The organism is Martelella sp. UBA3392, assembly GCF_002358775.1.
GTDB classification, from domain to species: domain Bacteria; phylum Pseudomonadota; class Alphaproteobacteria; order Rhizobiales; family Rhizobiaceae; genus Martelella; species Martelella mediterranea.
Genome location: NZ_DEPM01000284.1, coordinates 16,889 through 38,674, shown reverse-complemented (window position 1 = coordinate 38,674; position 21,786 = coordinate 16,889). Strand labels below are relative to the sequence as shown.

The window sequence follows — 21,786 nt, the reverse complement described above, 5'->3', positions numbered from 1 at the left end:
GACGCAAGCTCGTGCTCTTTCGGTCGGGAGGCCGATGCGCTAGGTTTGCGCACGAATGGAGCGGGGTACTGGTATGGATTTGACACGGCGCGCGTTTTCTCTCGGGGCGATTGCTGCAGCGCTTTCAGCATGCACCAACAGTTCGGTTGGCAGTTTTTCCTCCGTTGCCGATCCGGCGATGCGGCCGGTGGCCAATCCGGAATGGAACGCGTGGGTGGCCGGGTTCAAGCAACGCGCAGCGGCGCGCGGGATTTCCAACGACACCCTGACGGCGGCCTTCGCCAATGCCGGATACACGCCGGGGGTTATCGAGCAAGACCGCAACCAGACCGAGTTCAAGCGCACGCTGGAAGACTATCTGGCCATCGCCGCGTCAGACGAGCGTGTCGCCAAGGGGCGGGCGAACTACGCCCGCTATCGCGATGTGCTGGACCGGATCGAGGCGACCTATGGCGTCGACGCCAATGTGATCGTCGCCATATGGGGCCTGGAGAGCATGTATGGCGAGCGGCGCGGCAGCATTCCTGTGGTCTCGTCGCTCTCGACGCTGGCCGTCGAAGGGCGGCGCGGCGCCTTCTTCGAAAACCAGCTTGTTGGGGCGATGCGGATCCTGCAGAACGGCGATATCACGCCCGAACGGATGACCGGAAGCTGGGCCGGCGCCATGGGCCATACCCAGTTCATCCCGACCTCCTATCTCGGCTATGCCGTCGATTTCAACGGCGACGGGCGGCGCGATATCTGGGACGCCGACCCGACCGACGCGCTGGCCAGCACCGCGAACTATCTTGCCCGCTCGGGCTGGCGGAAAGGTCAGCCCTGGGGCGGCGAAGAGGGCTCGCCCGGCGCTGCCATCGACGGCACCAGGATACAGCCGCAGGCGGGTGGTCCGGTCTTCGTCGTCGGGCACAATTTCAACGTCATCAAGCGCTACAACAATTCCACCAATTATGCGCTGGGCGTGGGATATCTCGCTGACCGGATCGCGGGCGCCGGCCCGCTCAGGGGCAGTTTTCCCGATGACAATTACGGCTTCAGCGCCGACCAGCGCAAGGAATTACAGTCGCGGCTTTCGGCGGCGGGCTACGATGCCGGCACGATCGACGGCGTGTTCGGCGACCAGACCCGCGCGGCGATCGCCGCCTATCAGAGGCAGAACGGGCTGAATGTCACGGGCGAACCGTCGATGGCTCTGCTGCAAAGGCTTCAGTAAAACGCTTCGGCGGAACGCTCGCAAGTTTTCTTGCGTTGCCGCCAGACGCTACGCTTCCGGCATGCCATTGACAGTGGCCCAAAAGCCGGACAAAACCTGACTATTCCGAGGGGTGCATCCTGCGATGCTGAGACGGCGGTGAGCCGGACCCTTGAACCTGATCCGGGTCATGCCGGCGTAGGAACGGAAAATCTGGCCGCTCTGCCATAACCTTTCTCTTCTCCGCCGGTCTCCGTGATTGCAACATCCTGGGGATCGCATCATGAAGCCTTGCCTTCCAATACCATGCGCGGGCCGCCGCTGGTTCAGCCTTCCGAACGGCTGTCCTGAAAAAGGCTTCGCCCTCGAGCGGCATCGTCCATGCGCATGATGGCGATCCGTCGCATGGCCGGACGGTTTGCGGACACGCTGGAAACGGCGCTCGGCATGCTCGCCGCCGTCATTCTGATGGCGATGCTCGCCCTTGTCGTGGCGGGCGTCGTGCTGCGCTATGGCTTCCATACCGGCGTCATCGGCATGGAGGATCTGGGAATCTGGCTGAACATCGCGTTGATCTCGGCCGGCCTGCCGCTTACCCTTTCGGGCCCGCTGTCGATGCGGCTCGATGGGCTTGCAAGACTGCTCTCCGATCGGGCATCCAGCGTGCTCGCTGCCGTGGCCGACGGCTTCAGCGTCGTCGCGGGCTTGATCCTGTGCCTCGGCGGACGTGACGCGATCGCGTTGCTCGGCGGAATGTCGCCAACGCTTGGGCTTCCGGAATGGGTGCGCTTCGCCTTTCCGGTGGCGGGCGGGCTGGGTCTGCTCGTGCTGCTCTGCCTGCGCCGCCTGGAGCGCTCAAGCGGCGCGCGGCTGATCTTCGGCTTCGCGCTCGGCGGGTTTGTTTACTGGGCTGTCGGCCGGTTTGCGATCGATATCGCACTACCGGCCAGCCTGCCGCTCGCCCTTGCCGCCGCGCTCGGCCTCATCGCCGGCGCGCCGCTTGCCCATGTGTTTCTGGCGTCATCCTACGGCGCGATCGCTTTCGGGGCGTTGCAGACGGAGCAGGCGATCATCGCCAATACGGTGGCGGGCATGTCGAAATTCCTGCTGCTGGCGATCCCGTTCTTTCTCCTCGCGGGCGCGTTTCTGAAGCTCTCGGGTGCGGCCGGAAAGCTCGTGCAGTTCGCGGCCTCGCTCGTTGGCCATTATCGTGGCGGGTTGGCGCAGACGACGCTTTTGACAGGGGTTCTGTTTTCCGGCGCGTCCGGCTCATCGGTTGCCAATGCGGCCTTCGCCGCTTCGACGTTCCATCCCGAACTGGTGCGCCATGGCTATCCGCCCGCCCGCGCCGGCGCGCTTGTCGCCGCATCCTCGGTTCTCGACAACGTCATCCCGCCGTCGATCGCCTTTCTCATTCTGGCGACGGCGACCAATCTCTCCGTCGGCGCGCTGCTTGTCGGCGGGCTGTTTGCCGGCCTGCTGATGGCGGTTTGCCTCGCCGTCGCGATAAGGCTTGCGATGGGGGCCGCGAGCGGCGCGCCGCCGGCTTCGGCGGTAACGCGCAGGCAGGCCGGTATCGCGGCCCTGCCGGCCTTCGGCCTCGGCCTGATCGTGGTGTTCGGCATTCGCCTGGGCATCGTCACGACGACCGAGGCGGCGGGTCTTGCGGCACTCTACACGCTGATCCTGGCAGCAACGTCCCGCCGTTCCGGTTCAAGCATTGTCGCCGCCTTCCGCCAGTCGGCGGCAGAGGCGGCGGCGATCGGTCTCCTGATCGGGGCGGCGGCCCCCGTCGCCTTCCTGCTCGCGATCGATGATATCGCCGGGCTTGTGCGCCACCTCGCCGGCCTGTTCGGGGGCAGCGCCGTTGCCGTGCTCCTGCTCGCCAATGTGATCCTGCTGATTACGGGCCTGGTGATGGATATCGGGGCGGCGATCCTGCTCCTCGGCCCCGTTCTGCTGCCGGTGGCGGTTTCCGCCGGGATCGATCCGGTCCGCTTTGGCGTCGTCCTCGTCGTCAACCTGATGATCGGCGGGCTCACCCCGCCGGTCGGCATGCTGGCCTTCGTGGTCGGCGGCGTCACCGGTCTTTCGCCGGAAAGCCTGTTCAGGGCGATGCGTCCCTTTCTTCTGGCGCTTCTCGCCGCCCTCTCCATCATCACCCTCTTCGCTGTTCCTGTCTGAAAGGTATCTGCCATGACTTCGCTCAACCGTCGCAGTCTCATGAAAACAGGCGCTGCTGCCGTGGCAGTGCTTGCCGCGCCCGCCCATCTGCGAACCGCCAGCGCCGCCACGCGCGATGTCCTCATCGCCTCGCTCCTTGGCGAGGACAAGCCGGAAACCATGGTCTGGCGCTTCTTCGCCGCAGAGGTCGAGCAGCGGCTTCCGGGCCGGTTCCGTTTCCGGATCGTGACCAATGGCGCGCTCGGCGGCGAAAAGCAGGTGGCCGAGAATATCCGTCTCGGATCGGTGCAGGCGAGCCTCTCCACCGTTTCGGCGCTTTCGGCCTGGACGCCGCAATTGCAGTTGCTCGACCTGCCTTTCCTGTTTCGCGATGCCGCCCATCTTCGCGACGTCGTTACCGGCCCGATAGGCGATGACCTCTCGGCCCGGCTTGCGCAAGAGCAGTTCATCGTCGGCGGCTTCATCGATTACGGTGCCCGCAACCTGCTGGCCAAGGCGCCGATCACGCGGCCAGGGCAGATGGAAGGCAAGACCATCCGCGTCATCAACACCCCGCTCCACACGCGCCTGTGGAGCGCCTATGGCGCGACGCCGGTCGGCATCCCGATCACTGAAACCTATAACGCGCTCGCCACCGGCGTGGCGGATGCCATGGATCTGACGAAATCGGCCTATGCCGGGTTCAAGCTCTACGAGGTGGTGCCGTACATGACCGAAACCCGCCATATCCGCGCCGCCGGGGTGCTCTATTTTTCAGCCGGCTTCTGGAACAGTCTCGATTCCGAAACACAGACCGTCCTCGGCGCGATCTCGGCCGAGGCCGCGCTCTATTTCAATCGCCTGATCGTCGAGGATGAGGCGCAATCCGTGGCGCTTGCCAAGGCGAATGGCGCCACTTTCCTTGAGCCGGAGGAGATGGAGGCATGGCGCGCGGGGGCGCGGGGCGTGTGGAGCGATTTTGCGCCCCTCGTCGGGGGAATGGAGATGATCGAGGCGGTAGCGCAGGGCTGAGCTACGCCCGAAACCGCCTTCGAAGGTCAGCCGGTGACCTTCACCTGATTGCGGCCTTCCATCTTGGCGGCATAGAGCGCGCGGTCGGCGAGTTCGATGATATTGGGCGGCGAAACCCGCGGGCTGAAGACGGATATGCCGATGCTGACCGTCAGCGACTGCTTCTGCCCGTCCGGTAGGATGAGCGTATGCGCGGCAATGGTGTTGCAAAGACGCTCGGCGATCGCAGTCGCCTCGTAGGTTCGAAGTCCGGGCAGGATCATCGCGAATTCCTCGCCGCCATAACGATAGGCCCGGTCATTCTCGCGCGCGCTCAGTTCAATCGTATCCGCAACCTGCCTGAGCGCATCATCGCCCGCGAGATGGCCATGGGTGTCGTTGAACTGCTTGAAATGGTCGACGTCGATCATCAGCAGGGAAAACGGCTCGCCGCTCTCCTTCGATACGGCGATGGCCTCGTCGAGGGCGCGGTCGAACTCGCGCCGGTTGTAGAGGCCGGTCAGGCCATCGGCGCGCGCGGCCGCGGAGAGGGCATTTTCCTGCTGGTTGATCTGCTTGAGCATGGTGTTGAAGGCCTGCGCCACGGAGGCAAGCTCCGGCGGGACCTGCACCTCGATCTCGCGGTTGCGCGTGCCGCCGGCGACCAGCATCGCGCCCTCGACCAGTTTGTCGGTGCTGCGGATCAGAGCCTGGTCGATGATGAATATGCCGATCCCGGAAAAAACCAGCGCCAAAACACCTGCAATCGCGGCAAAACGGTCGAGCCGCTCCATCGTTTCGAGCGCTTGTCGGTGGCTTTCCTCGTTTAGCAGGCGCATGCTCTCGGCAATGCTTTCCACGCGCTTGCCGGTTTCGCCGATGACGCTTTCAAAGCGCATCAGGGGCTGATCGGCGCCGCCGGGCAGAGGGGCAACATCCGAAGCGGCCTGCAGCAGCAGCGTCCATTGCTGGCGCACGCCTTCGAGCACGGGATCAAAGGAGGGATACGTCTCCGTTATCATTTCCAGATCGCGCAGGTGGACGGCGATATCGCGCTCGGCCGCCTCGAAACGATCGCGGTAGCTTTCGTCTCCGGTTTGCGCGAAGTCGTTCACGTCGGTAGCGATATCCCAGAGATTGCCCTGGATCCGCTCCAGCGCCAGCGATACCTTGTGCTGGGTATGCAGAACCTGCCGGAAAGGCTCGCGCAACTGATCGCGATAGTCCAGATACCAGAAGGCGGAAAGGGCCGCGACCGGCAGCAGCGCCATCATGAAGCCGACGATCAGCCAGGCCCTGAGAGAAAGCCCTCGGAACCAGCGGCCAAACAGGCCGGGATCACCCGATTTGTCCATCCAACAATATCCCCCGCGGCATCATGCCGTTGTTCGCTTTTCCGGTGTGTTTCGGTGGTGCTGCCCTAGACTGAACAGGGGGCCGGTTCAACTATCTCCAAGTTGTCATTTGGCCCGGGCGGTAAGCCACCTTGAGCATGCGCGGCGCTTTCGTTGAGCGGCAACGCGCCGGAGATTGATCTCCCTCGCGGCGAGCGGCGGCATGTCGCAGCGATTCCGGAGGGATCGGGTTCGCACGCGGGAGTTGATCGCACGGCTCCCCCGCCGTCATGGGCTGCGGGGCCGAAAGCCTGCGTGACGCAGCTATCCGTACATCAGGTTCGGCAGGAACAGCACGATACCCGGCACGAACAGAAGCAGCGCCACCAGCGCCATGATGGCGGCGATGAACGGCCAGGATTCTTTCACATAATCCTCAATCTTGGTGTCCAGCAGGCTGCAGACCGTGAACATCGCGACGCCGACCGGCGGCGTCATGCCGCCGAAGGTGACGATGGTCATCATCAGGATACCGAAATGAACCGGGTCGACACCCGCCTTGACCACAACCGGGACGAGGATCGGCGTCAGCAGCAACACCAGGATCGTGCTTTCGAAGAACAGGCCGGCGATGAACAGGCCGATCAGGATGACGGTGACGATCAGAACCGGATTGGCGAGGCTTTCCAGCATGAAGCCCGCGACGCTCTGCGGCACCTGAAGGAAGATGATCGCGAACCCGATCATGCCCGACATCAGGATGATCAGCATGATCAGGCCGATATCCGAGAGTGCATGGCCGAAGGCCCGCTTGATCGTTTCAAAGGTCATCACCCGGTGGGCGAAGACGCCGACGAGGATCGCGTAGACCACTGCAAACGCGCCGACTTCCGACGGCGTGAACAGCCCGCCGCGGATCGAGCCGATCAGAAGCACGGGAAACAGCAGTGCCCATTTGGCGCCCCAGGCGGCGCGGCCGAGTTCGCCCGGCGTCGGCTTCCTCATGTCGCTCATGACGTAGTTGCGCTTGCGGGCGACGAGCCAGGCGGCGACCATCAGGAACGCCATCATCAGCACGCCGGGCACGATGCCGGCCATGAACAGCCGGCCGATCGAGACCTGGCCGACATAGCCGTAGAGGATCAGGCCGATCGATGGCGGAATGGTCGCGGTGATCAGCGAGGACATCGCGATCACGGCGGAGGAATAGCCCTTGGAGTATCCGTTGGAGATCATCTGCGGACCGAGCACGCGCGCTTCCATGGCGGCGTCGGCGACGGCCGAGCCGGACACGCCGCCCATCAGCGTCGACAGGATGATCGAGACCTGCGCGAGGCCGCCCGCCATCCAGCCGACGGCGACCTTGGAAAAGGTGAACAGCCGGTCGGTAATGCCGCTCTCGTTCATCAAGTGGCCGGCGAGCACGAAGAACGGCACCGCCAGCAGCGGAAAGCTTTGCGAAACGGTCGCGATCTTCTGCACGCCGATCGAAACCGGCATGATGTCGGAGGTCAGGAAGAAGGTGAAGCCCGAAATGCCGATCGCGAAGGCAATCGGCGCGCCGAGCAGCATCAGGGCGAAGAAGACGATACCGATCAGGGCCATGGGCTTACTCCGCCGGACCGGCGTGGACCACCGGTTCGTCGTAGGCCGCGGTGCGGGTGAAAACCAGCGTCCCGTCCTTCACCTTGCGCCAGGCCTGCCAGAGATTGCCGAGGATCGAGATCGACAGCATCACGCAGCCGGCGGGCACGGCAATCGTCACCCAGGCATAGGAGAGGCCGGAATCGCCGAACTGGCGTTCCTTGTTGAGCATGGTGAGCTTGTAGCCCTCATAGGCAAGCAGCATGAGAAAGGCGAGGAACAGCGCGGCAAGCGCCGTCTCCAATGCCAGCCGGTAGCGGTGCGGAAACGGGCGGACCAGGAAATCGACGCCCAGATGGCCGCGCTCGCGCATGGCCCGCGTCGCGCCGATGAAACAGAGCCAGATGAACAGAAGCTGCGCAAGATCGACGGACCAGATCAGCGGATGGCCGAAGAAACGCATGGTCGCGGCGATGAACACCAGAAAGGTGATGACCGCAAGCAGGGTCGCGCCTGCGACATATTCGATCTTAGCGAGGAAACCGGGCATGGTGGCCCCTCCCGATATGGCGCGAGGAGCGACAGCTCCCCGGCGTGTTTTTCCTGGGCTCCCGCAGTGGAAGCCGAATGTTGTTTTCGGCCGCGCCTCTGGAGCAGGGCGCGACCGGTTTTCGGCAGGGCCCGCAGGCTTACTGCGCGGCGATTGCCTGAAGCTTGTCGCGCAGATCGCCATAGCCGAGATTGTCGTAGACCACGGCCGTTCTTTCCTTGAACGGGGTGACGTCGATCTCCTCGACCATCACGCCATTGTCTTTCAACTGCTGTTCCAGGCTCGCCAGCGCGTCCCTGGTGCCGTAGGAGGCGATGTCGCCGGCCTTCAGCGCTTCCTCGTGCAGGATCGTCTGCAGGTTTTCCGGCAGCGAATCCACCCACACGGCGGAGGTGATGAGGCCGGTGATCAGGTTGATATGACCGGTCAGCGTGATGTTGGTGATGACTTCGTCGAGCTTGGCGCCGACGACGGCGGGAAGCTGCGCTTCCGCTCCATCGATGACATTCGAGGAGATCGCGGAATAGACCTCGCCCCAGGGCATCGGCGTCGGCGTCGCGCCCATGGCCTCGATCGTGCCGGTCCAGACCGGCGCGCCGGGGGTGCGCATGCGAACGCCGGAAAGGTCATCCGGTCCGTTGATCGGCTTCTTGGTCAGAAGATGGCGTTCGCCCTGCCACCAGTTGAAGCTCAGGACGTCGAGGCCGGCCTCGTCGTTAAGCGTCGTCGCCCATTCGTCGAACATATCGGAGGTGACGACCTTGCGGATGCCGTCATAGCCATTGGCGAGGTAGGGCGCGCCCAGCACGCCGAATTCGTTGACGAAAACGGCAAGGCGGCCGCCGTCGACCACGACCGCAACCGGTGCGCCGGCGCGCGCCTGTTCCAGCACGTCCTCGTCGGGACCAAGCTGCGAATTCGGGAACAGGCGCACTTCGAGCGCGCCGTCGGAGGCTTCGGCAACATTGTCGCGGAAGGCCTCCAGGCCCTTGTAGAGCGGGTCCGTGGTGGCGAGCGCGGTGTTGACGCTCAGCGTATAGTCGGCGGCAAGCGCTGTGCCCGCCATCAGGCTTGCGGCAAGGCCGGCAAGCGCGATGCTTTTGATATTGGCGATGTAGTTCATATCGTCCTCCCATTCAGACGGCGGGGCGTTGCCCCGGTGGCAATGTCCGGGGCCTAGCGTCCCGGCTCCTCGAAAAACTCAGGCTTTTCCTCGAATATCGCGGGCAGGTCGCTCAGGATCTCGCGCATATGCCCGCGCACCGCGGCCTCCGCCGCTTGCTGGTCGCCATCGCCGATCGCGTTGACAATGGCTTCGTGCTGGGCGGTGAGCTTGACCATCGGGAAGCGCAGCAGGCTGAGATAGCGGACACGGTCCATCTGCACCTTCAGCCCCTCGATCAGGGCCCAGGCGCGCGCCTTTCCGGCGGCGTCGGCCAGCGTCTTGTGAAACAGTTCGTCCAGCTTGATGAAGCGCGCGGCGTCGGTGCGGGCCGCTTCGCGCTGTTCCTGCAACTGGAGCCGCAATTCCTCGACCAGCCCGGCGTCGGGTCTTGCAGCCAGAAGCTTGACGATATCGGCCTCGATCGCTTCGCGCACGAAGCGGGCATCCATGACGGCGGCCTGCGATATCCGGCGCACGAATGTGCCGCGCTGCGGACGAACTTCCAGCAGGCCTTCCTCCGAAAGCTTGATGAAGGCTTCGCGCACTGGCTGGCGGCTGACGGCGAAGCGGGCCGCAAGCTCCGACTCGGAAAGCCTGGAGCCGGGCGGCAGATCGTTGTGAAGAATGAGGTCACGCAGAATGCCATGCAGCTGGGCGCCGACCGGCGCGCCCGGAGCAATCGTCGTTTGCACTGTCTCTGGCAGCATTGCGTTCCTCCCTATGGTTTCAGGTTGAACCATACTTCCATACTAGTCAACAGGACATTTCAATGCTAAGCCTGTGCCGTGGCCATCCGGGTGTTTGCGCGCCCGGGCCCGGCTGCTTGAGCGCGTCCAGGAAAAGTGGATACCGTTTGCCGACCGGACACGCGTAAAAACAAATGGATTGGGCATTTCCGGGGATTCGGTTTCCATCGGAAATGCTCTAATGAGATGAAAAATGTTTCGGGAGAGAGAGTATGCGGCAGACATGGCGCTGGTTCGGACCTTTGGATCGCGTATCGATCGACGATATGCTGCAGGCTGGCGTCGAAGGCGTGGTCACCGCGCTGCATCATGTCCCGACCGGCGAGGTCTGGACGCCAGCCGAGATCGCTGGGCGGCAGGCCGAGCTATCGCTGATGAGCGACGGCACGCCGTCCGGGCTGAAATGGGAAGTGGTCGAAAGCCTGCCGGTTTCCGAGGATATCAAGAAGCAGAAGGGCGACTGGCGCCGCCACATCGACAATTACAAGTCAAGCATGGCAAATCTCGCCGAGGCCGGTATCGAGACAATCTGCTATAATTTCATGCCGGTGCTGGACTGGACCCGCACCGATCTCGCCTATCGGCTGAAGACCGGCGCGACCTGCATGCGTTTCGACTACGCCGATTTTGCCGCCTTCGATATCCATATCCTGAAGCGTCCCGACGCGCATGAGGATTTCGCCGAGGATGTGCGCGCCGAGGCCGACCGCCGGTTTGGCGAAATGGATGAAGCGCGCAAGGCTGAACTGGCAAAGAACATCGTCTTCGGCCTTCCGGGCGCGGCCGAGAGTTTCACGCTGGAAGATGTGCGCCGGCATCTCGCCGAATATTCAACGATTTCGGCCGAGGGGCTGAGGGCCCATTTCATCGATTTCCTGGAAGAGGTTGTGCCGGTTGCGGAAGAGCTCGGGCTCAGGCTCTGCTGCCACCCCGACGATCCGCCCTTCGGCCTTCTGGGCCTGCCACGGGTGATGTCGACGGAAGCCGATTACGGGGCGATGATGAAGGCGGTCGATCGTCCCGCCAACGGCATAACGCTTTGCTCCGGTTCGCTCGGCGCGCGTCCCGACAATGACCTGCCGGGCATGATGGAACGGCTGGGCGACCGGGTGCATTTCCTGCACCTGCGCAATGTCCATCGCGAGAGCGCCGGCATTGCGGGCTCGTTCTACGAATGCGAGCATCTCGGCGGCGATACCGACATGGTGGCGCTGATGGCGGCGGCGATCGCCGAGGAGCGGCGGCGCAAGGCCGCGGGACGCGCCGACTGGAACATCCCCTTCCGGCCCGATCACGGCCTCGATATTCTCGATGACCAGAAGCGCAGGGCCCAGCCCGGCTATCCGGCGATCGGCCGGCTGAAGGGGCTTGCGGAACTGCGCGGCATCCTCAAGGCGCTGGATCGCTGAGTTCTTCGTCGGGGTCGGGCAGTGCAAACGTCAGCGCCAGAAGGTTTGTGCGCAGGCGGTCAATATCCGCGCCAACCACCTTGTCGATCCGGTCATGGGTCTCGCGCCAGATCGGGACGGCCTTCTCCAGAAGGTCGCGCCCCTCATCGGTCAGTTTCAGCCGGCGGACGCGCCTGTCCTTCTCATCCTGGAACGAGGTCATCAATCCACGGCGCTCCAGCGGCTTTATGCTCGCCGTCAGTGTGGTGCGGTCCATCGCCAGCACATGGGCGACCTCGGCCACGCGCGGCGGTTCCGGCCGGTTGAGCGAGACCAGCAGCGAATACTGTCCGTTGGTGAGCCCCAGCGGCCGCAGCACCTCGTCGAAATACCGTCCCACCGCCCGCGCGGCGCGCTGCAGATGAAGGCAAAGGCACCTGTCCCGAACCTCCAGGGTGACTGACAGGGGTAGACTTTCACGCATATCCGTGCCTTTATGTTGATATCAACGTATGTTCCGCAACGGACAAAGTCAAGATATCGGAGGATTTCATGGCGTATGTAGACGGGTTTTTGGTCCCTGTTCCCGCTGAAAACAAGAAGGCCTATGTGGATTTGTGCGCCCATGCGGCAAAAAAGTTCCGGGAATGGGGCGCACTCGACTATGTCGAATGCTGGGGCGATGACGTGCCGGATGGCAAGGTGACCTCCTTCCCGATGGCTGTGAAACGCGAGGAGAACGAAGTCGTCGTGTTTTCCTGGGTCATCTGGCCGGACAAGGCGGCGCGCGACGCGGCCTGGCAGAAAATGTTCGATGACCCCGAAATGGGCGAGATGAAAATGCCTTTCGATGGCAAGCGCATGATCTTTGGCGGTTTCGTGCCGGTGTTCGAACTCGAGGCATAAATGCCGCGTTGACACTGTGTCTCGTCCTTCCACGCCTTTGAGGACAGAATCGGGCTTGTCATTTTCAGATTGCCCCCCTAAGTTTAAGTCGCCGGTCCGGTTGGGCCGGTGACGTTCTCAGGGCGGGGTGAAATTCCCCACCGGCGGTAATTGCTCTTATCGAGCATCAGCCCGCGAGCGCCTTTTTCGTAAAAACGAAAAAGGGTCAGCAGATCCGGTGCAATTCCGGAGCCGACGGTTAGAGTCCGGATGGAAGAGAACAAAGCGTATTTACGCGCGGAATCTACCCTTTTGCGAGGGTATTTTACGCTGTTTTTGCGCTTTTTGCCCTGCTGGCGTCTTGTTGCAATAACGAGGCCAAGGGCATGATCACAGCCCCGGACATAACGATTTCATCAGCCGAGCATGCCGCCTTGCGGCGTGCGCTTGAAGGCGCTGCGCGCTTTGCAGGCGCCACCTCCCCAAATCCGCCGGTCGGTTGCGTGTTGCTGGATAAAGATGGCGCGGTGCTGGCCGAAGGCTATCACATGAAGGCCGGCGAGGCGCATGCCGAGGCCATGGCAATCGCGAGCGCTCGGACGCTTGGCGTTTCGGGCCGCATCCACACCGTGGTGGTCACGCTTGAGCCCTGTAATCATCATGGACGCACCCCGCCCTGTTCGGATGCGATTCTCGCGACCCCGGCGCGCCGGGTGATCATCGGCGCAGCCGATCCCAACCCCTCGGTCAAGGGCGGCGGCGGCGCGCGGCTGAAGGCGGCGGAGCTCGATGTCGTCTTCATCGAAGACGAGCCGGAACTCCGTCGCCAGAACACTGCCGCCAGACGGCTGATCGCGCCTTTCGCCAAACATGCCCGGACGGGAAGGCCCTGGGTCACCGTCAAGCAGGCGGTGGACGAGACCGGCGACATGGTCCCGCCGTCCGGTCACAAGACATTCACCTCGAAGTCCTCCCTGGTCTTTGCCCACAGGCTACGCCGCCGCGCCGATGCGATCCTCACCGGATCGGGCACGGTGCTTGCCGATGATCCTGAATTCACCGTGCGTCATGTGCCCGACTTTCCCGGAAAGCGCCGGTTTCTGGCGTTGCTTGACCGCCGCTCACAGGTGCCGCCGCGCTATCTCGAAGCGGCACGCGCGCGCGGCTTCACCGTGCTCAACCCCGCCGGCCTTGACGAAGCGCTCGCCATGCTGGGCGCGCGGGGCGCGCTGGAAGTGCTGGTCGAGGCCGGACCTTCGCTCACCGCAGCCGTGCTTAATGCCGGCCTTGCCGACGAACATGTGCTGATCACCAAGGGTAATCCCGATCATATCGCGATCACCCATGCCAATCCCGAATTTGATGCCGTTAAAGGGCCCGGAGAAGACCAATGAAGATGGAACGCGATTTTTCTATGGAGCCGGTGGAACGCGCGCTGGACGCCATGCGCGCCGGCCGCATGGTGCTGCTGGTCGATGACGAAGCCCGTGAAAACGAGGGCGATGTCGTGGTCGCCGCCGAGTTCGCCGATGCCGCCGCCGTCAATTTCATGGCCAAGCACGCGCGCGGGCTGATCTGCCTGACGCTGACGGGCGCGCAGGTCGACCGGCTAGGCCTGACCCCGATGGTGGCCGATAACCGCGCCCGCCATACCACCGCGTTCACGGTCTCGATCGAGGCGGCGGAGGGGATTACCACCGGCATTTCCGCGGCCGAGCGCGCCCGAACGGTCGCCGCCGCCGCCAATCCGGATGCCAAGCCCGGCGATGTCGTCTCGCCCGGCCACATGTTTCCGCTGCGCGCCGTCGAAGGCGGCGTCCTTGCCCGTGACGGCCACACCGAGGGGGCGGTCGATCTGGCGCGTCTCGCCGGCCTCAACCCGGCGGCGGTGATCTGCGAGGTGATGCGCGACGACGGCGAGATGGCCCGCCGCGATGACCTGATGGCGTTTGCCAAACAGCACGACATGCCGTTCCTGACGATCGCCGAGCTTGCCGAATACCGCATGCGCACCGAAATCCTCGTTGACGAGGTGGCGGCGGCCAACCTGCCCGTCGCGCATGGCGCTTTCAAGGTTCACGCCTTCACGAGCAGGGTTGACGGCGTGGAGCATCTGGCGCTGGTCAAGGGGCCGCTTTCGGCAAACCCGTTGGTGCGGGTGCATTCGGAATGCCTGACCGGCGATGTGTTCGGTTCGCTGCGTTGCGATTGCGGCGATCAGCTTGCCGAAAGCATGGTGATGATCGGCGAAAAGGGCGGCGTCGTGGTCTATCTGCGCGGGCAGGAGGGCAGGGGCATCGGCCTTGCCAACAAGATCCGCGCCTATGGCCTGCAGGAACAGGGGCTCGACACCCACGCGGCCAATCTGGCGCTCGGCCTGCCCGCCGATGCCCGCCAATATTATACCGCCGCCCATATTCTCAAGAGCCTCGGCGTTTCGAGGCTGCAGCTTTTGTCCAACAATCCGGCAAAGCCCGAGGCGCTCGCCCGCTGCGGGCTGACGGTTGAAAAACGGTTGCCGCTGATCATCGCAACCAACCCCCACAACGAAACCTATCTGGCGGCCAAGCGCGAGAAGTTCGGCCACCTTCTGCCGAACTGAGCCCGCCTGCCTGTTCCGGCGCATCTTGACACTGAAAGGAAAACAGCGTGTCCCATCGCATCGCCATCGTCATCTCCCGTTTCAACGAAAAGGTCACCACCGGCCTTCTGAACGGCGCAAAGGCCGAGCTTGCCGAACGCGGTGCGCCGGTTTCCGACGCCGATATCTTCGATGTGCCGGGCGCCTTCGAAATCCCGCTGGTCGCCAAGAAGCTTGCCCAAACGGGAAAATTCGCCGGCGTCGTCTGCATCGGCGCGGTGATCAAGGGCGAGACGGCCCATTTCGAATATATCTCGGAAGCCGCCGCTCACGGGCTGATGCAGGTCTCGCTTGAAACCGAAATGCCCGTCACCTTCGGCATCCTCACCACCTACACCGCCTTCCAGGCTTTCGACCGCTCGGGCGACGACGAGCACAACAAGGGCCGCGAGGCTGCCGCCGCCTGCGTGGAGGCCCTGGAAGCGCTGGCAAGGGTCGCGGCGGCCTGAGTGCTGTCAACCGTCCCCGCCGGTTGCTCGTCGGCCGGGGGCGGTTTTTTCTTGTCAAAACGGCCTTCGCCCGTCATCCATGGTCTCGATATGAACGGAGGACGAGGCTATGGCGGGCGCATTGAAACCGGAATTCCTGATAGCGGACGAGCAGGAGCTGCGATCCCTGTTTCCGGCGACGCACGACCTTGCGGCGAAGAAATCCCTGCCGCGGCTCGACCGGCATGCGATCGATTTCATCGCCCGTTCGCCGTTTCTCTGTATCGGCACCCAGGCCGCCGATGGCCGGGCGGATGTCAGCCCGCGCGGCGATCCGCGCGGGTTCGTGAAGGTGCTGGATGACAAGACGCTGCTGATACCTGACCGGCCCGGCAACAACCGGCTCGATACCCAGTCGAACATCCTCGCCAATCCTTCGGTCGGCCTGATCTTCATGGTGCCGGGTTTCGATGACACGCTGCGGATCAACGGCCGGGCCGAGATCACCCGCGATCCCGACCTGCTCGCGCTGCTTGCGGTCAAGGACCGTCTGCCGCTGACCGCGATCGCCGTCCATGTCGAGGAAGTCTTCCTGCACTGCGCCAAGGCCTTCCGCCGCTCGAAACTCTGGGACCCGGCCTCTCGCCAGGATCGCAGCGAAATGCCGTCGCTGGTGAAGATCATCCTCGACCAGATCGACGCCGTGCCGGAAGATCCGGAAGAGATGAAGACGTTGGATGAGGGGCTTGAGGAGAGCTATCGGAAGTCGATGTATTGAGGCGCCGTCTCCGGGCCCACTTCCGGTCGGATGCTTCAAAGCTTTGATATGATTTTCGAAACGGCCTGTTCAACGCTGCTTCCGGCGGTGTCGATGCGGATATCGGCGATGGACCAGCTTGCGTAGTCGCGCGCGATCACGTCCTGCCATGTGGGCTTCTTCCAGCCGAGGATATCGATCGGGCGTTCTTCGACGCGCAGACGGTGGATGGCGGGATCGGAACAGATGATCTCGACCCCCAGAAAGCGGGCATCGGCCCGCGCGGCAGCCTCGGCGAACATTTCTCTCGTAAGCGCCCAGGGGTTCACGCAATCGGTGATCACGGTATGGCCGAGGGCGAGATTGGAGGTCGCGAGTGCGGCTAGAATCTCATAGCTCTCCGATCCGATATCCCGGTCGGGGTCATGCGCCAGCATGATGGTCTCGATTTCATCGACACGAAGATAGACCGCGCCTGTCTTGACCGAAAGCGCCCTGGCAATGGTGCTCTTGCCCGTGCCGGGCAGGCCCGCGAAAGCGATAAGGGTTTTCAAGTTTGTGTCCTCTCATGGCTGCGCCGGGCTATTTCATGCCCCGGTATCGGATGAAAACTCAATGAAAATCCCGGCTCGGGAACAACCGTTTCGCCTGCTCCCGCGGGTGGTGGGCGCGGGGCTGGAGTTTCGGGCGGCGCGGGGTGTCGTCGGCTTTCGGATCGGTGATGCCGATGGCGTCGTCCATCGGGTGGCCGAGTTCGGAGAGGCGCCAGGAGCAGTCCTCGATTGTTTCGGCAATCACGTGGACGACCACACCTTCGCGCTGTAATTTGCCGGTCACCTTCAGCAGCCTGCCGCCCATCACCGTGCGGCGGAAGCGTTCATAGACCTTTTTCCATACGACGACGTTGGAGACGCCGGTTTCGTCTTCCAGCGTCAGGAAGATGACGCCGGAGGCCGTGCCGGGGCGCTGGCGGGTGATGACCAGGCCGGAGACGCTGACGCGCCGGAGCGGCGTTGTCGCCAGCGCCGAATGCAGCGTCAGGCCGGGCATTTTCGGGCGTAAGAGTTCCATCGGGTGAGCGCGCAGGCTCATGCGGGTCGCGACATAATCCTCCACCACCTGTTCCCCGAGATTCATCGTCGGCAGGATCACATCCGGCTCGCTGATATGCTCGCCGTCGATCGGATCATTGAAGAGTGGCAGCGGTTTTGGCGCGCGGATCGCCTTCACCCGCCACAGCGCATCGCGGCGGGAAAGCCCGGCATCGGCGAAGGCGTCGGCCTCGGCAAGGCGCTCCAGCACCGCCGGCATCAGGCCGGCGTGCAGCCACACATCTTCCGGGGTCTGATAGCCGTTGCCGCGCGCGTTCTCCAGCCAGACGGCATCCTCCTGCTTCAGCCCCTTGATCTGGCGGAAACCGAGCCGCAGCGCATAGGCGCCATCGGCGCGGCGCTCCAGCGTGCAGTCCCAGGCGCTGTGATTGACCGAGATGGGGCGGACTTCCACCTGATGCTCGCGGGCATCGCGGACGATCTGGGCCGGGGCGTAAAAGCCCATGGGCTGGGAGTTCAGCAGCGCGCAGGCGAAGGCCGCCGGATAATGGCATTTCAGCCAGGCCGAGACATAGGTGAGCATGGCAAAGGCCGCCGCATGGCTTTCGGGAAAACCGTAATCGGCAAACCCCTTGATCTGGGCAAAGCAGCGCTGGGCGAAATCGAGTTCGTAGCCGTTTTTCAGCATGCCGTTGACGAACTGCGTCTCGAATTCGCCGATCGTGCCCATCTGGCGGAAGCTTGCGAGCGAGCGGCGCAGCCGGTCGGCATCCTCGGGCGAAAATCCGGCGGCGACCACGGCGATCAGCATCGCCTGTTCCTGAAACAGCGGTACGCCCTTGGTCTTTTCGAGAACGCCGCGCAACTCCTCCTTCGGGTAGGTGACCTTTTCGTGCCCCAGCCGCCTTCGGATATAGGGCTGCACCATGCCGCCCTGGATCGGGCCGGGACGCACGATCGCCACCTCGATGACGAGGTCGTAGAATTCGCGCGGCTGCATGCGCGGCAGGAAGTTCATCTGGGCCCGGCTTTCCACCTGGAACACGCCGATGGCATCGGCGGCGCAGAGCATGTCGTAGGTGGCTTCGTCGTCCTGCGGCACATCCGCAATGGTGAGCGGGCGGTTATAATGGCGCGCGGTCAACTCGAAGCACTTTTTCAGGCATGTCAGCATGCCGAGGCTCAGGACATCGACCTTGAGGATGTTGAGCGCGTCGATATCGTCCTTGTCCCATTCGATCACGGTGCGGTCTTCCATCGCCGCGTTTTCGATGGGACAAAGTTCGTCCAGCCGGTCCTCGGTAATGACGAAGCCGCCGACATGCTGCGACAGGTGCCTGGGAAAGCCGATGATTTCGCCGATGATGCGCACCGTCTGGGTGAGCCTGCGGTCGGTAAGGTCGAGGCCGACCTCCTTCAGCCGCTCGGGTTCGGCGCCCTTGCTGGAAATGCCCCAGATCTGGCCGGAAAGGGCGGCGGTGACATCGTTCGACAGGCCCATCACCTTGCCGACCTCGCGGATCGCCGCGCGCGAGCGGAAATGGATGACGGTGGCGCAGAGCCCGGCATGCTCGCGGCCATATGTCTTGTAGATGTGCTGGATCACCTCCTCGCGCCGCTCATGCTCGAAATCGACGTCGATATCGGGTGGCTCGCCGCGATGGCGGGAAACGAAGCGCTCGAACACCATGCCGATCATCTCCGGCTTCACATCGGTGATGCCGAGCGCATAGCAGAGGATGGAATTGGCCGCCGAGCCGCGCCCCTGACACAGAATGCCCCTGCTGCGGGCAAAGGCGATGATGTCGTGGACGGTGAGGAAATAGGCGGCGTAGCCGAGCTCGCCGACCAGCGCCAGCTCCTTTTCCGCAAGCTCCCGGTTGCGTGCCGGAATGCCTTCGGGATTGCGTTTCCTGAGCCCCTCCCAGGTGAGGCGGGCAAGACGGGCCTGCGGCGCCTCGCCATGGGCGACTTCGGCCGGATAATTGAAGGAAAGCTCGGTGAGATCGAAGGTGAGGCGTGCGGCGATCTCCAGTGTGCGGCGGATGGCGGCGGGATGATCGCGGAAGATATGCGCCATCTCTGTGGCCGGCTTCAGCCGCCGCTCGGCATTGGGCAGCGCAAGGTGGCCGATCGCATCAATGGTGATGTGATGGCGCATGCAGGTCAGCACGTCGGCCAACTGGCGGCGGCTCGCGTGATGCATCAGCACGTCGCCGACGGCGACCATCGGCGCGCCGGTCTTGTGCGAAAGAGCAGTGAGGGTTTTGAACCAGGCGACATCGGAACCGTCATAACGCGGGGCCGCGCCGGTAAACACGTGGCCGGGAAAGCGGCGGTGCGCCTGGGTGATATGGTCTGTCGCCTCCGCCTTCTTCTCCAGCCCCTGGGGGAGCGCGATCAGGATGGAGCCATCGGCACCTTCCAGCATGTCGCGCAGATAAAGCAGGCATTCGCCCTTTTGCGCGCGGCGCTTGCCGAGGCTGAGGAGTCGCACGAGTTTTTGGTAGGCCGGCTTGTCCTTCGGCAGCGCCACGAAATCGACGGGACTGTCGGCCAGCACCAGCCGGCAGCCGACGATCAGGCGCGGCAGGCGGCGGATTGGCGGCAGGGCAATGGACTTGGCCTCGCCGGCAGGCTGGCGCGAGGAGGGATCGATATGGGTCGAAAGCCGGATCGATTGTTCCTCGGCCTGTTTTTCGATCTTGCGCCTGATTTCCTTCAGCGCCCGGAAGCCGCGCACCACGCCGGCCAGCGAATTGCGGTCGGTAATCGCGATGGCGGCGAGATCCAGCTCGGCGGCGCGGATCACCATCTCCTCCGGGTGCGAGGCACCGGTGAGGAAGGTGAAATTGGTGGTGACGCATAACTCGGCATAATCCATGGCCGGACCTCACGCGAAGAGGCCATGGACGAACCAGCCGGGGGCCTGCGGGGTGTGGAACATCCACAGCCTCAGCCCCTGACGGGTTTCCACCCGCCAGTAGTCGCGAAGCCCGGAACGCCAGGCCTCGTCCGGCCGCCACCATTCCGGCGCGATCCGCTCCGGTCCGCTGCTTGCCGCCGTTTCGAACCGCATGCGCCGCCAGGAAAACCGCGAGGGCGGGCGGCGGGCGGCGTCGCTCGTCACCGGCTCGGGGGCGAACATGCGCAAGGGCCGGGGATGGTCCATGCGCCATTCGGTATCCACGCGTCCATAGGCGGCGGGGTTTTCGGTGAAGCCGCGTTCGGGAATATGGCTCGCGACCGGTTGGAAGCGGACGATGTTGTCAAGGCCGATGCGCGCGCCGAGCCTTGTGACGAGATCGTCCAGCGCCTCGCCCTCGACCAGCCCGCCTTCGCCGATCTGCTCGGCGGGCAGGACTTCCACATCGAGGGCTTCGAGCCGGATCCGCTCGATGCCGAAACCGGCGTCGATCTCGCCGACCGGACGTTCGAACAGCCGGAGAATGCGCGGCGCATCGCGCATCGGGCGGGCGAGGCGGAGGGTGACATTCTGTCGGGTCTGGTCGACGCGCTCCACCGAAAGCATGATAGCCCGCGCGCCTGCTTCCCGGTTCTTCAGCCGCAGGCAGAGCGTGTCCAACAGGCGGGAAAGGGCGGCCATCACGTCATCCACAAGGCCGATCGGTTCGGGAAAACTCATCCGCACGCCATAATGCGGCGGCTCGGAAAGCGGCGAGACGGCCTCGCCGCGTGTGCCGAGCGCCTGTTCGAGTCGTTCGAGCAGCGCCATGTCGAAGCGGCGGGCGAGCGTGGCGCGCGGCAGGGCCGTCATGTCGGCGATGGTGTTGAGGCCGAGGCGTTTCAGGGCGGTTGCGGTCTTGTCGTCGATGCGGAGCGCCGAGACCGAAAGCGGGCCGAGTGCTGCGCTGGTCTTGCCCGGGGGCGCAATGCCGGGGGCGAAATGGGCCAGCGCCCAGGCCGCGCCGCGCGTGTCGGCGATGCCGATCTTCGCGGAAAGCCGGGCGCGGGCAAGCCGCTCCTTCATGTCCTCAAGCATCGCCGCCTCGCCGCCTAAAAGGTGGGCCGCTCCGGTGATGTCGAGCACCAGCCCGTCCTCGCCGTCGAGCCCGGCATGGGGCGTATAGCGCGTCGCCCAGCGGGCGAGCATGGTGAGGAAGCGTCGGTCGGCATCGATATCGGCGGGGCGGGTGACGAGGTCCGGCACATAGGCGCGGGCATCGGCAAGGCCCATGCCGCGCTCCAGCCCCTGGCCCTCGGCCTCCCGATTGAGGTCGTAAAGCCGGTCGTGATTGCCCTCGTTCAGCGTGACGGCGAACGGTCCATCAACCGGGCGGGCCCTTAGAACCCGCTCGCTCGGCAGTCTCTGAAACCATATGGATACGACGCGCCGTTTCATCCCACCGCACTGCCCAGCTGTTATTTGTTCCTGTTTTGTTCTTTATAATCGACCATCCCTGCAGAGTCGAGTCGGAAGCGGAAAACAGCGGCCTGCAGAGCCAGCGCGTGGTCGCCGCCTGATTGCCGGCGCCTTCGGGATGCAGCGAAAGCCCGATGCTGCGGCCGCTTTCGGCGGCAAGCTGCAGGCGGCGTCCCGGGGTGAGCTCGACCGGCTTGTCCACCTCCATGACGACGAGGCCGACGGCGCCCGAACGCAGGCCTTCTTCGGCGGCGGCCAGCGTTTCCGTCTGGTCGGCGGTGCGCGCCAGGATGATATCGCGCGGGTCGAAAAACGCCGAAAACGCCACCGGATTGATCTCCTCGGCAAACCATGCCGGCTTGATCCACAGCACCGTGCCGCCGGTCATGCCGGCAAGGGCTGCCGCAAAGAAAGGGGCGCCGGGGCCGGAAGCATCATGCACCCGGCCGCGCTGGAGCGGAAATATGGTCGAAAACTCATCCTGCATGGGACGATGATATAGCGGA

At 64.0% G+C, this 21,786-nt stretch carries 19 protein-coding genes and 2 riboswitches; of the genes, 9 read left to right on the top strand and 10 right to left on the bottom strand.

Annotated elements, in window-relative coordinates; translation table 11 throughout:
* Nucleotides 1-73: 73 nt before the first annotated feature.
* The 3 genes from B4E36_RS22180 to B4E36_RS22170 all read left to right on the top strand — a co-directional run bounded on the left by B4E36_RS22180 (nt 74) and on the right by B4E36_RS22170 (nt 4,387).
* Nucleotides 74-1,213: a lytic murein transglycosylase gene (locus tag B4E36_RS22180; protein WP_292058893.1), complete on the top strand. Its 1,140-nt coding sequence runs from the start codon at nt 74-76 to the stop codon at nt 1,211-1,213.
* A gap of 98 nt (nt 1,214-1,311) precedes the next feature.
* Nucleotides 1,312-1,414: riboswitch (TPP riboswitch) on the top strand.
* A gap of 183 nt (nt 1,415-1,597) precedes the next feature.
* Entirely contained in the window at nt 1,598-3,376 is a 1,779-nt protein-coding gene (locus tag B4E36_RS22175) for a TRAP transporter large permease subunit (RefSeq protein WP_345900830.1), read from the top strand.
* A 12-nt stretch (nt 3,377-3,388) separates the two neighbouring features.
* Entirely contained in the window at nt 3,389-4,387 is a 999-nt protein-coding gene (locus tag B4E36_RS22170) for a TRAP transporter substrate-binding protein (protein WP_292058891.1), read from the top strand.
* A gap of 26 nt (nt 4,388-4,413) precedes the next feature.
* Here the strand turns inward: B4E36_RS22170 and B4E36_RS22165 are convergent, their stop codons facing one another.
* The 5 genes from B4E36_RS22165 to B4E36_RS22145 form a co-directional block, all read right to left on the bottom strand.
* Nucleotides 4,414-5,721, bottom strand: coding sequence for a diguanylate cyclase (locus B4E36_RS22165; RefSeq protein ID WP_292058889.1), 1,308 nt, complete (start codon nt 5,719-5,721; stop codon nt 4,414-4,416).
* A gap of 303 nt (nt 5,722-6,024) precedes the next feature.
* Entirely contained in the window at nt 6,025-7,305 is a 1,281-nt protein-coding gene (locus B4E36_RS22160; protein WP_292058887.1) for a TRAP transporter large permease, read from the bottom strand.
* Between the two features lie 4 nt (nt 7,306-7,309).
* On the bottom strand, nt 7,310-7,834 hold the full coding sequence (locus B4E36_RS22155; RefSeq protein WP_292058885.1) for a TRAP transporter small permease: 525 nt from the start codon (nt 7,832-7,834) through the stop codon (nt 7,310-7,312).
* A 139-nt stretch (nt 7,835-7,973) separates the two neighbouring features.
* Nucleotides 7,974-8,957: a C4-dicarboxylate TRAP transporter substrate-binding protein gene (locus B4E36_RS22150; RefSeq protein ID WP_292058883.1), complete on the bottom strand. Its 984-nt coding sequence runs from the start codon at nt 8,955-8,957 to the stop codon at nt 7,974-7,976.
* A gap of 53 nt (nt 8,958-9,010) precedes the next feature.
* Nucleotides 9,011-9,706, bottom strand: coding sequence for a GntR family transcriptional regulator (locus B4E36_RS22145; protein ID WP_292058880.1), 696 nt, complete (start codon nt 9,704-9,706; stop codon nt 9,011-9,013).
* Nucleotides 9,707-9,957: 251 nt separating this feature from the next.
* Here B4E36_RS22145 and uxuA point away from each other — a divergent pair, with 251 nt between their 5' ends.
* On the top strand, nt 9,958-11,154 hold the full coding sequence (gene uxuA / locus B4E36_RS22140; RefSeq protein ID WP_292058879.1) for a mannonate dehydratase: 1,197 nt from the start codon (nt 9,958-9,960) through the stop codon (nt 11,152-11,154).
* Here uxuA and B4E36_RS22135 read toward each other — a convergent pair.
* Nucleotides 11,135-11,617: a MarR family winged helix-turn-helix transcriptional regulator gene (locus tag B4E36_RS22135; RefSeq protein ID WP_292058876.1), complete on the bottom strand. Its 483-nt coding sequence runs from the start codon at nt 11,615-11,617 to the stop codon at nt 11,135-11,137. The genes uxuA and B4E36_RS22135 overlap by 20 nt on opposite strands.
* Before the next feature lie 68 nt (nt 11,618-11,685).
* Here B4E36_RS22135 and B4E36_RS22130 point away from each other — a divergent pair, with 68 nt between their 5' ends.
* The 5 genes from B4E36_RS22130 to B4E36_RS22110 all read left to right on the top strand — a co-directional run bounded on the left by B4E36_RS22130 (nt 11,686) and on the right by B4E36_RS22110 (nt 15,865).
* The gene (locus tag B4E36_RS22130; protein WP_292058873.1) at nt 11,686-12,039 is read left to right on the top strand and encodes a DUF1428 domain-containing protein; all 354 of its coding nucleotides are present in this window, start codon (nt 11,686-11,688) and stop codon (nt 12,037-12,039) included.
* Nucleotides 12,040-12,148: 109 nt separating this feature from the next.
* Nucleotides 12,149-12,304, top strand: a riboswitch (FMN riboswitch).
* A gap of 100 nt (nt 12,305-12,404) precedes the next feature.
* The gene (gene ribD, locus B4E36_RS22125; RefSeq protein WP_345900829.1) at nt 12,405-13,412 is read left to right on the top strand and encodes a bifunctional diaminohydroxyphosphoribosylaminopyrimidine deaminase/5-amino-6-(5-phosphoribosylamino)uracil reductase RibD; all 1,008 of its coding nucleotides are present in this window, start codon (nt 12,405-12,407) and stop codon (nt 13,410-13,412) included.
* On the top strand, nt 13,409-14,620 hold the full coding sequence (ribB, locus tag B4E36_RS22120; RefSeq protein ID WP_292058870.1) for a 3,4-dihydroxy-2-butanone-4-phosphate synthase: 1,212 nt from the start codon (nt 13,409-13,411) through the stop codon (nt 14,618-14,620). Before ribD ends, ribB begins: the two co-directional genes overlap by 4 nt.
* A gap of 47 nt (nt 14,621-14,667) precedes the next feature.
* Nucleotides 14,668-15,108 carry a 6,7-dimethyl-8-ribityllumazine synthase gene (ribH, locus tag B4E36_RS22115; RefSeq protein ID WP_292058868.1) on the top strand — a complete coding sequence of 147 codons (441 nt, stop codon included), beginning with the start codon at nt 14,668-14,670 and terminating at the stop codon, nt 15,106-15,108.
* Nucleotides 15,109-15,217: 109 nt separating this feature from the next.
* Nucleotides 15,218-15,865 carry a pyridoxamine 5'-phosphate oxidase family protein gene (locus B4E36_RS22110; protein WP_292058866.1) on the top strand — a complete coding sequence of 216 codons (648 nt, stop codon included), beginning with the start codon at nt 15,218-15,220 and terminating at the stop codon, nt 15,863-15,865.
* A gap of 35 nt (nt 15,866-15,900) precedes the next feature.
* On the opposite strand, the gene B4E36_RS22105 is transcribed toward B4E36_RS22110, so the two are convergent.
* Genes B4E36_RS22105 through B4E36_RS22090 form a run of 4 tightly spaced genes read right to left on the bottom strand, consistent with a single transcriptional unit; the run spans nt 15,901 to nt 21,767 of the window.
* The gene (locus B4E36_RS22105; RefSeq protein ID WP_292058864.1) at nt 15,901-16,398 is read right to left on the bottom strand and encodes an AAA family ATPase; all 498 of its coding nucleotides are present in this window, start codon (nt 16,396-16,398) and stop codon (nt 15,901-15,903) included.
* 58 nt (nt 16,399-16,456) lie between these two features.
* Nucleotides 16,457-19,780: an error-prone DNA polymerase gene (locus B4E36_RS22100; RefSeq protein WP_345900828.1), complete on the bottom strand. Its 3,324-nt coding sequence runs from the start codon at nt 19,778-19,780 to the stop codon at nt 16,457-16,459.
* A 9-nt stretch (nt 19,781-19,789) separates the two neighbouring features.
* Nucleotides 19,790-21,259 (bottom strand): Y-family DNA polymerase, encoded by a 1,470-nt coding sequence (locus B4E36_RS22095; RefSeq protein ID WP_292058860.1) that lies wholly within the window; start codon nt 21,257-21,259, stop codon nt 19,790-19,792.
* A complete protein-coding gene (locus B4E36_RS22090) occupies nt 21,186-21,767 on the bottom strand; it encodes an ImuA family protein (protein ID WP_292055258.1) in 582 nt (193 codons plus the stop codon). The genes B4E36_RS22095 and B4E36_RS22090 overlap by 74 nt, the downstream gene beginning before the upstream one ends.
* Nucleotides 21,768-21,786 lie beyond the last annotated feature (19 nt).

Coding starts and splice junctions, on each gene's coding strand:
- B4E36_RS22110 (WP_292058866.1), top strand. CDS start 15,218: ATGGCGGGCGCATTGAAACCGGAATTCCTGATAGCGGACGAGCAGGAG.
- B4E36_RS22180 (WP_292058893.1), top strand. CDS start 74: ATGGATTTGACACGGCGCGCGTTTTCTCTCGGGGCGATTGCTGCAGCG.
- B4E36_RS22175 (WP_345900830.1), top strand. CDS start 1,598: ATGGCCGGACGGTTTGCGGACACGCTGGAAACGGCGCTCGGCATGCTC.
- B4E36_RS22150 (WP_292058883.1), bottom strand. CDS start 8,957: ATGAACTACATCGCCAATATCAAAAGCATCGCGCTTGCCGGCCTTGCC.
- uxuA (WP_292058879.1), top strand. CDS start 9,958: ATGCGGCAGACATGGCGCTGGTTCGGACCTTTGGATCGCGTATCGATC.
- ribB (WP_292058870.1), top strand. CDS start 13,409: ATGAAGATGGAACGCGATTTTTCTATGGAGCCGGTGGAACGCGCGCTG.
- B4E36_RS22165 (WP_292058889.1), bottom strand. CDS start 5,721: ATGGACAAATCGGGTGATCCCGGCCTGTTTGGCCGCTGGTTCCGAGGG.
- B4E36_RS22135 (WP_292058876.1), bottom strand. CDS start 11,617: ATGCGTGAAAGTCTACCCCTGTCAGTCACCCTGGAGGTTCGGGACAGG.
- ribD (WP_345900829.1), top strand. CDS start 12,405: ATGATCACAGCCCCGGACATAACGATTTCATCAGCCGAGCATGCCGCC.
- B4E36_RS22160 (WP_292058887.1), bottom strand. CDS start 7,305: ATGGCCCTGATCGGTATCGTCTTCTTCGCCCTGATGCTGCTCGGCGCG.
- B4E36_RS22095 (WP_292058860.1), bottom strand. CDS start 21,259: ATGAAACGGCGCGTCGTATCCATATGGTTTCAGAGACTGCCGAGCGAG.
- B4E36_RS22170 (WP_292058891.1), top strand. CDS start 3,389: ATGACTTCGCTCAACCGTCGCAGTCTCATGAAAACAGGCGCTGCTGCC.
- B4E36_RS22100 (WP_345900828.1), bottom strand. CDS start 19,780: ATGGATTATGCCGAGTTATGCGTCACCACCAATTTCACCTTCCTCACC.
- B4E36_RS22155 (WP_292058885.1), bottom strand. CDS start 7,834: ATGCCCGGTTTCCTCGCTAAGATCGAATATGTCGCAGGCGCGACCCTG.
- B4E36_RS22090 (WP_292055258.1), bottom strand. CDS start 21,767: ATGCAGGATGAGTTTTCGACCATATTTCCGCTCCAGCGCGGCCGGGTG.
- B4E36_RS22145 (WP_292058880.1), bottom strand. CDS start 9,706: ATGCTGCCAGAGACAGTGCAAACGACGATTGCTCCGGGCGCGCCGGTC.
- B4E36_RS22130 (WP_292058873.1), top strand. CDS start 11,686: ATGGCGTATGTAGACGGGTTTTTGGTCCCTGTTCCCGCTGAAAACAAG.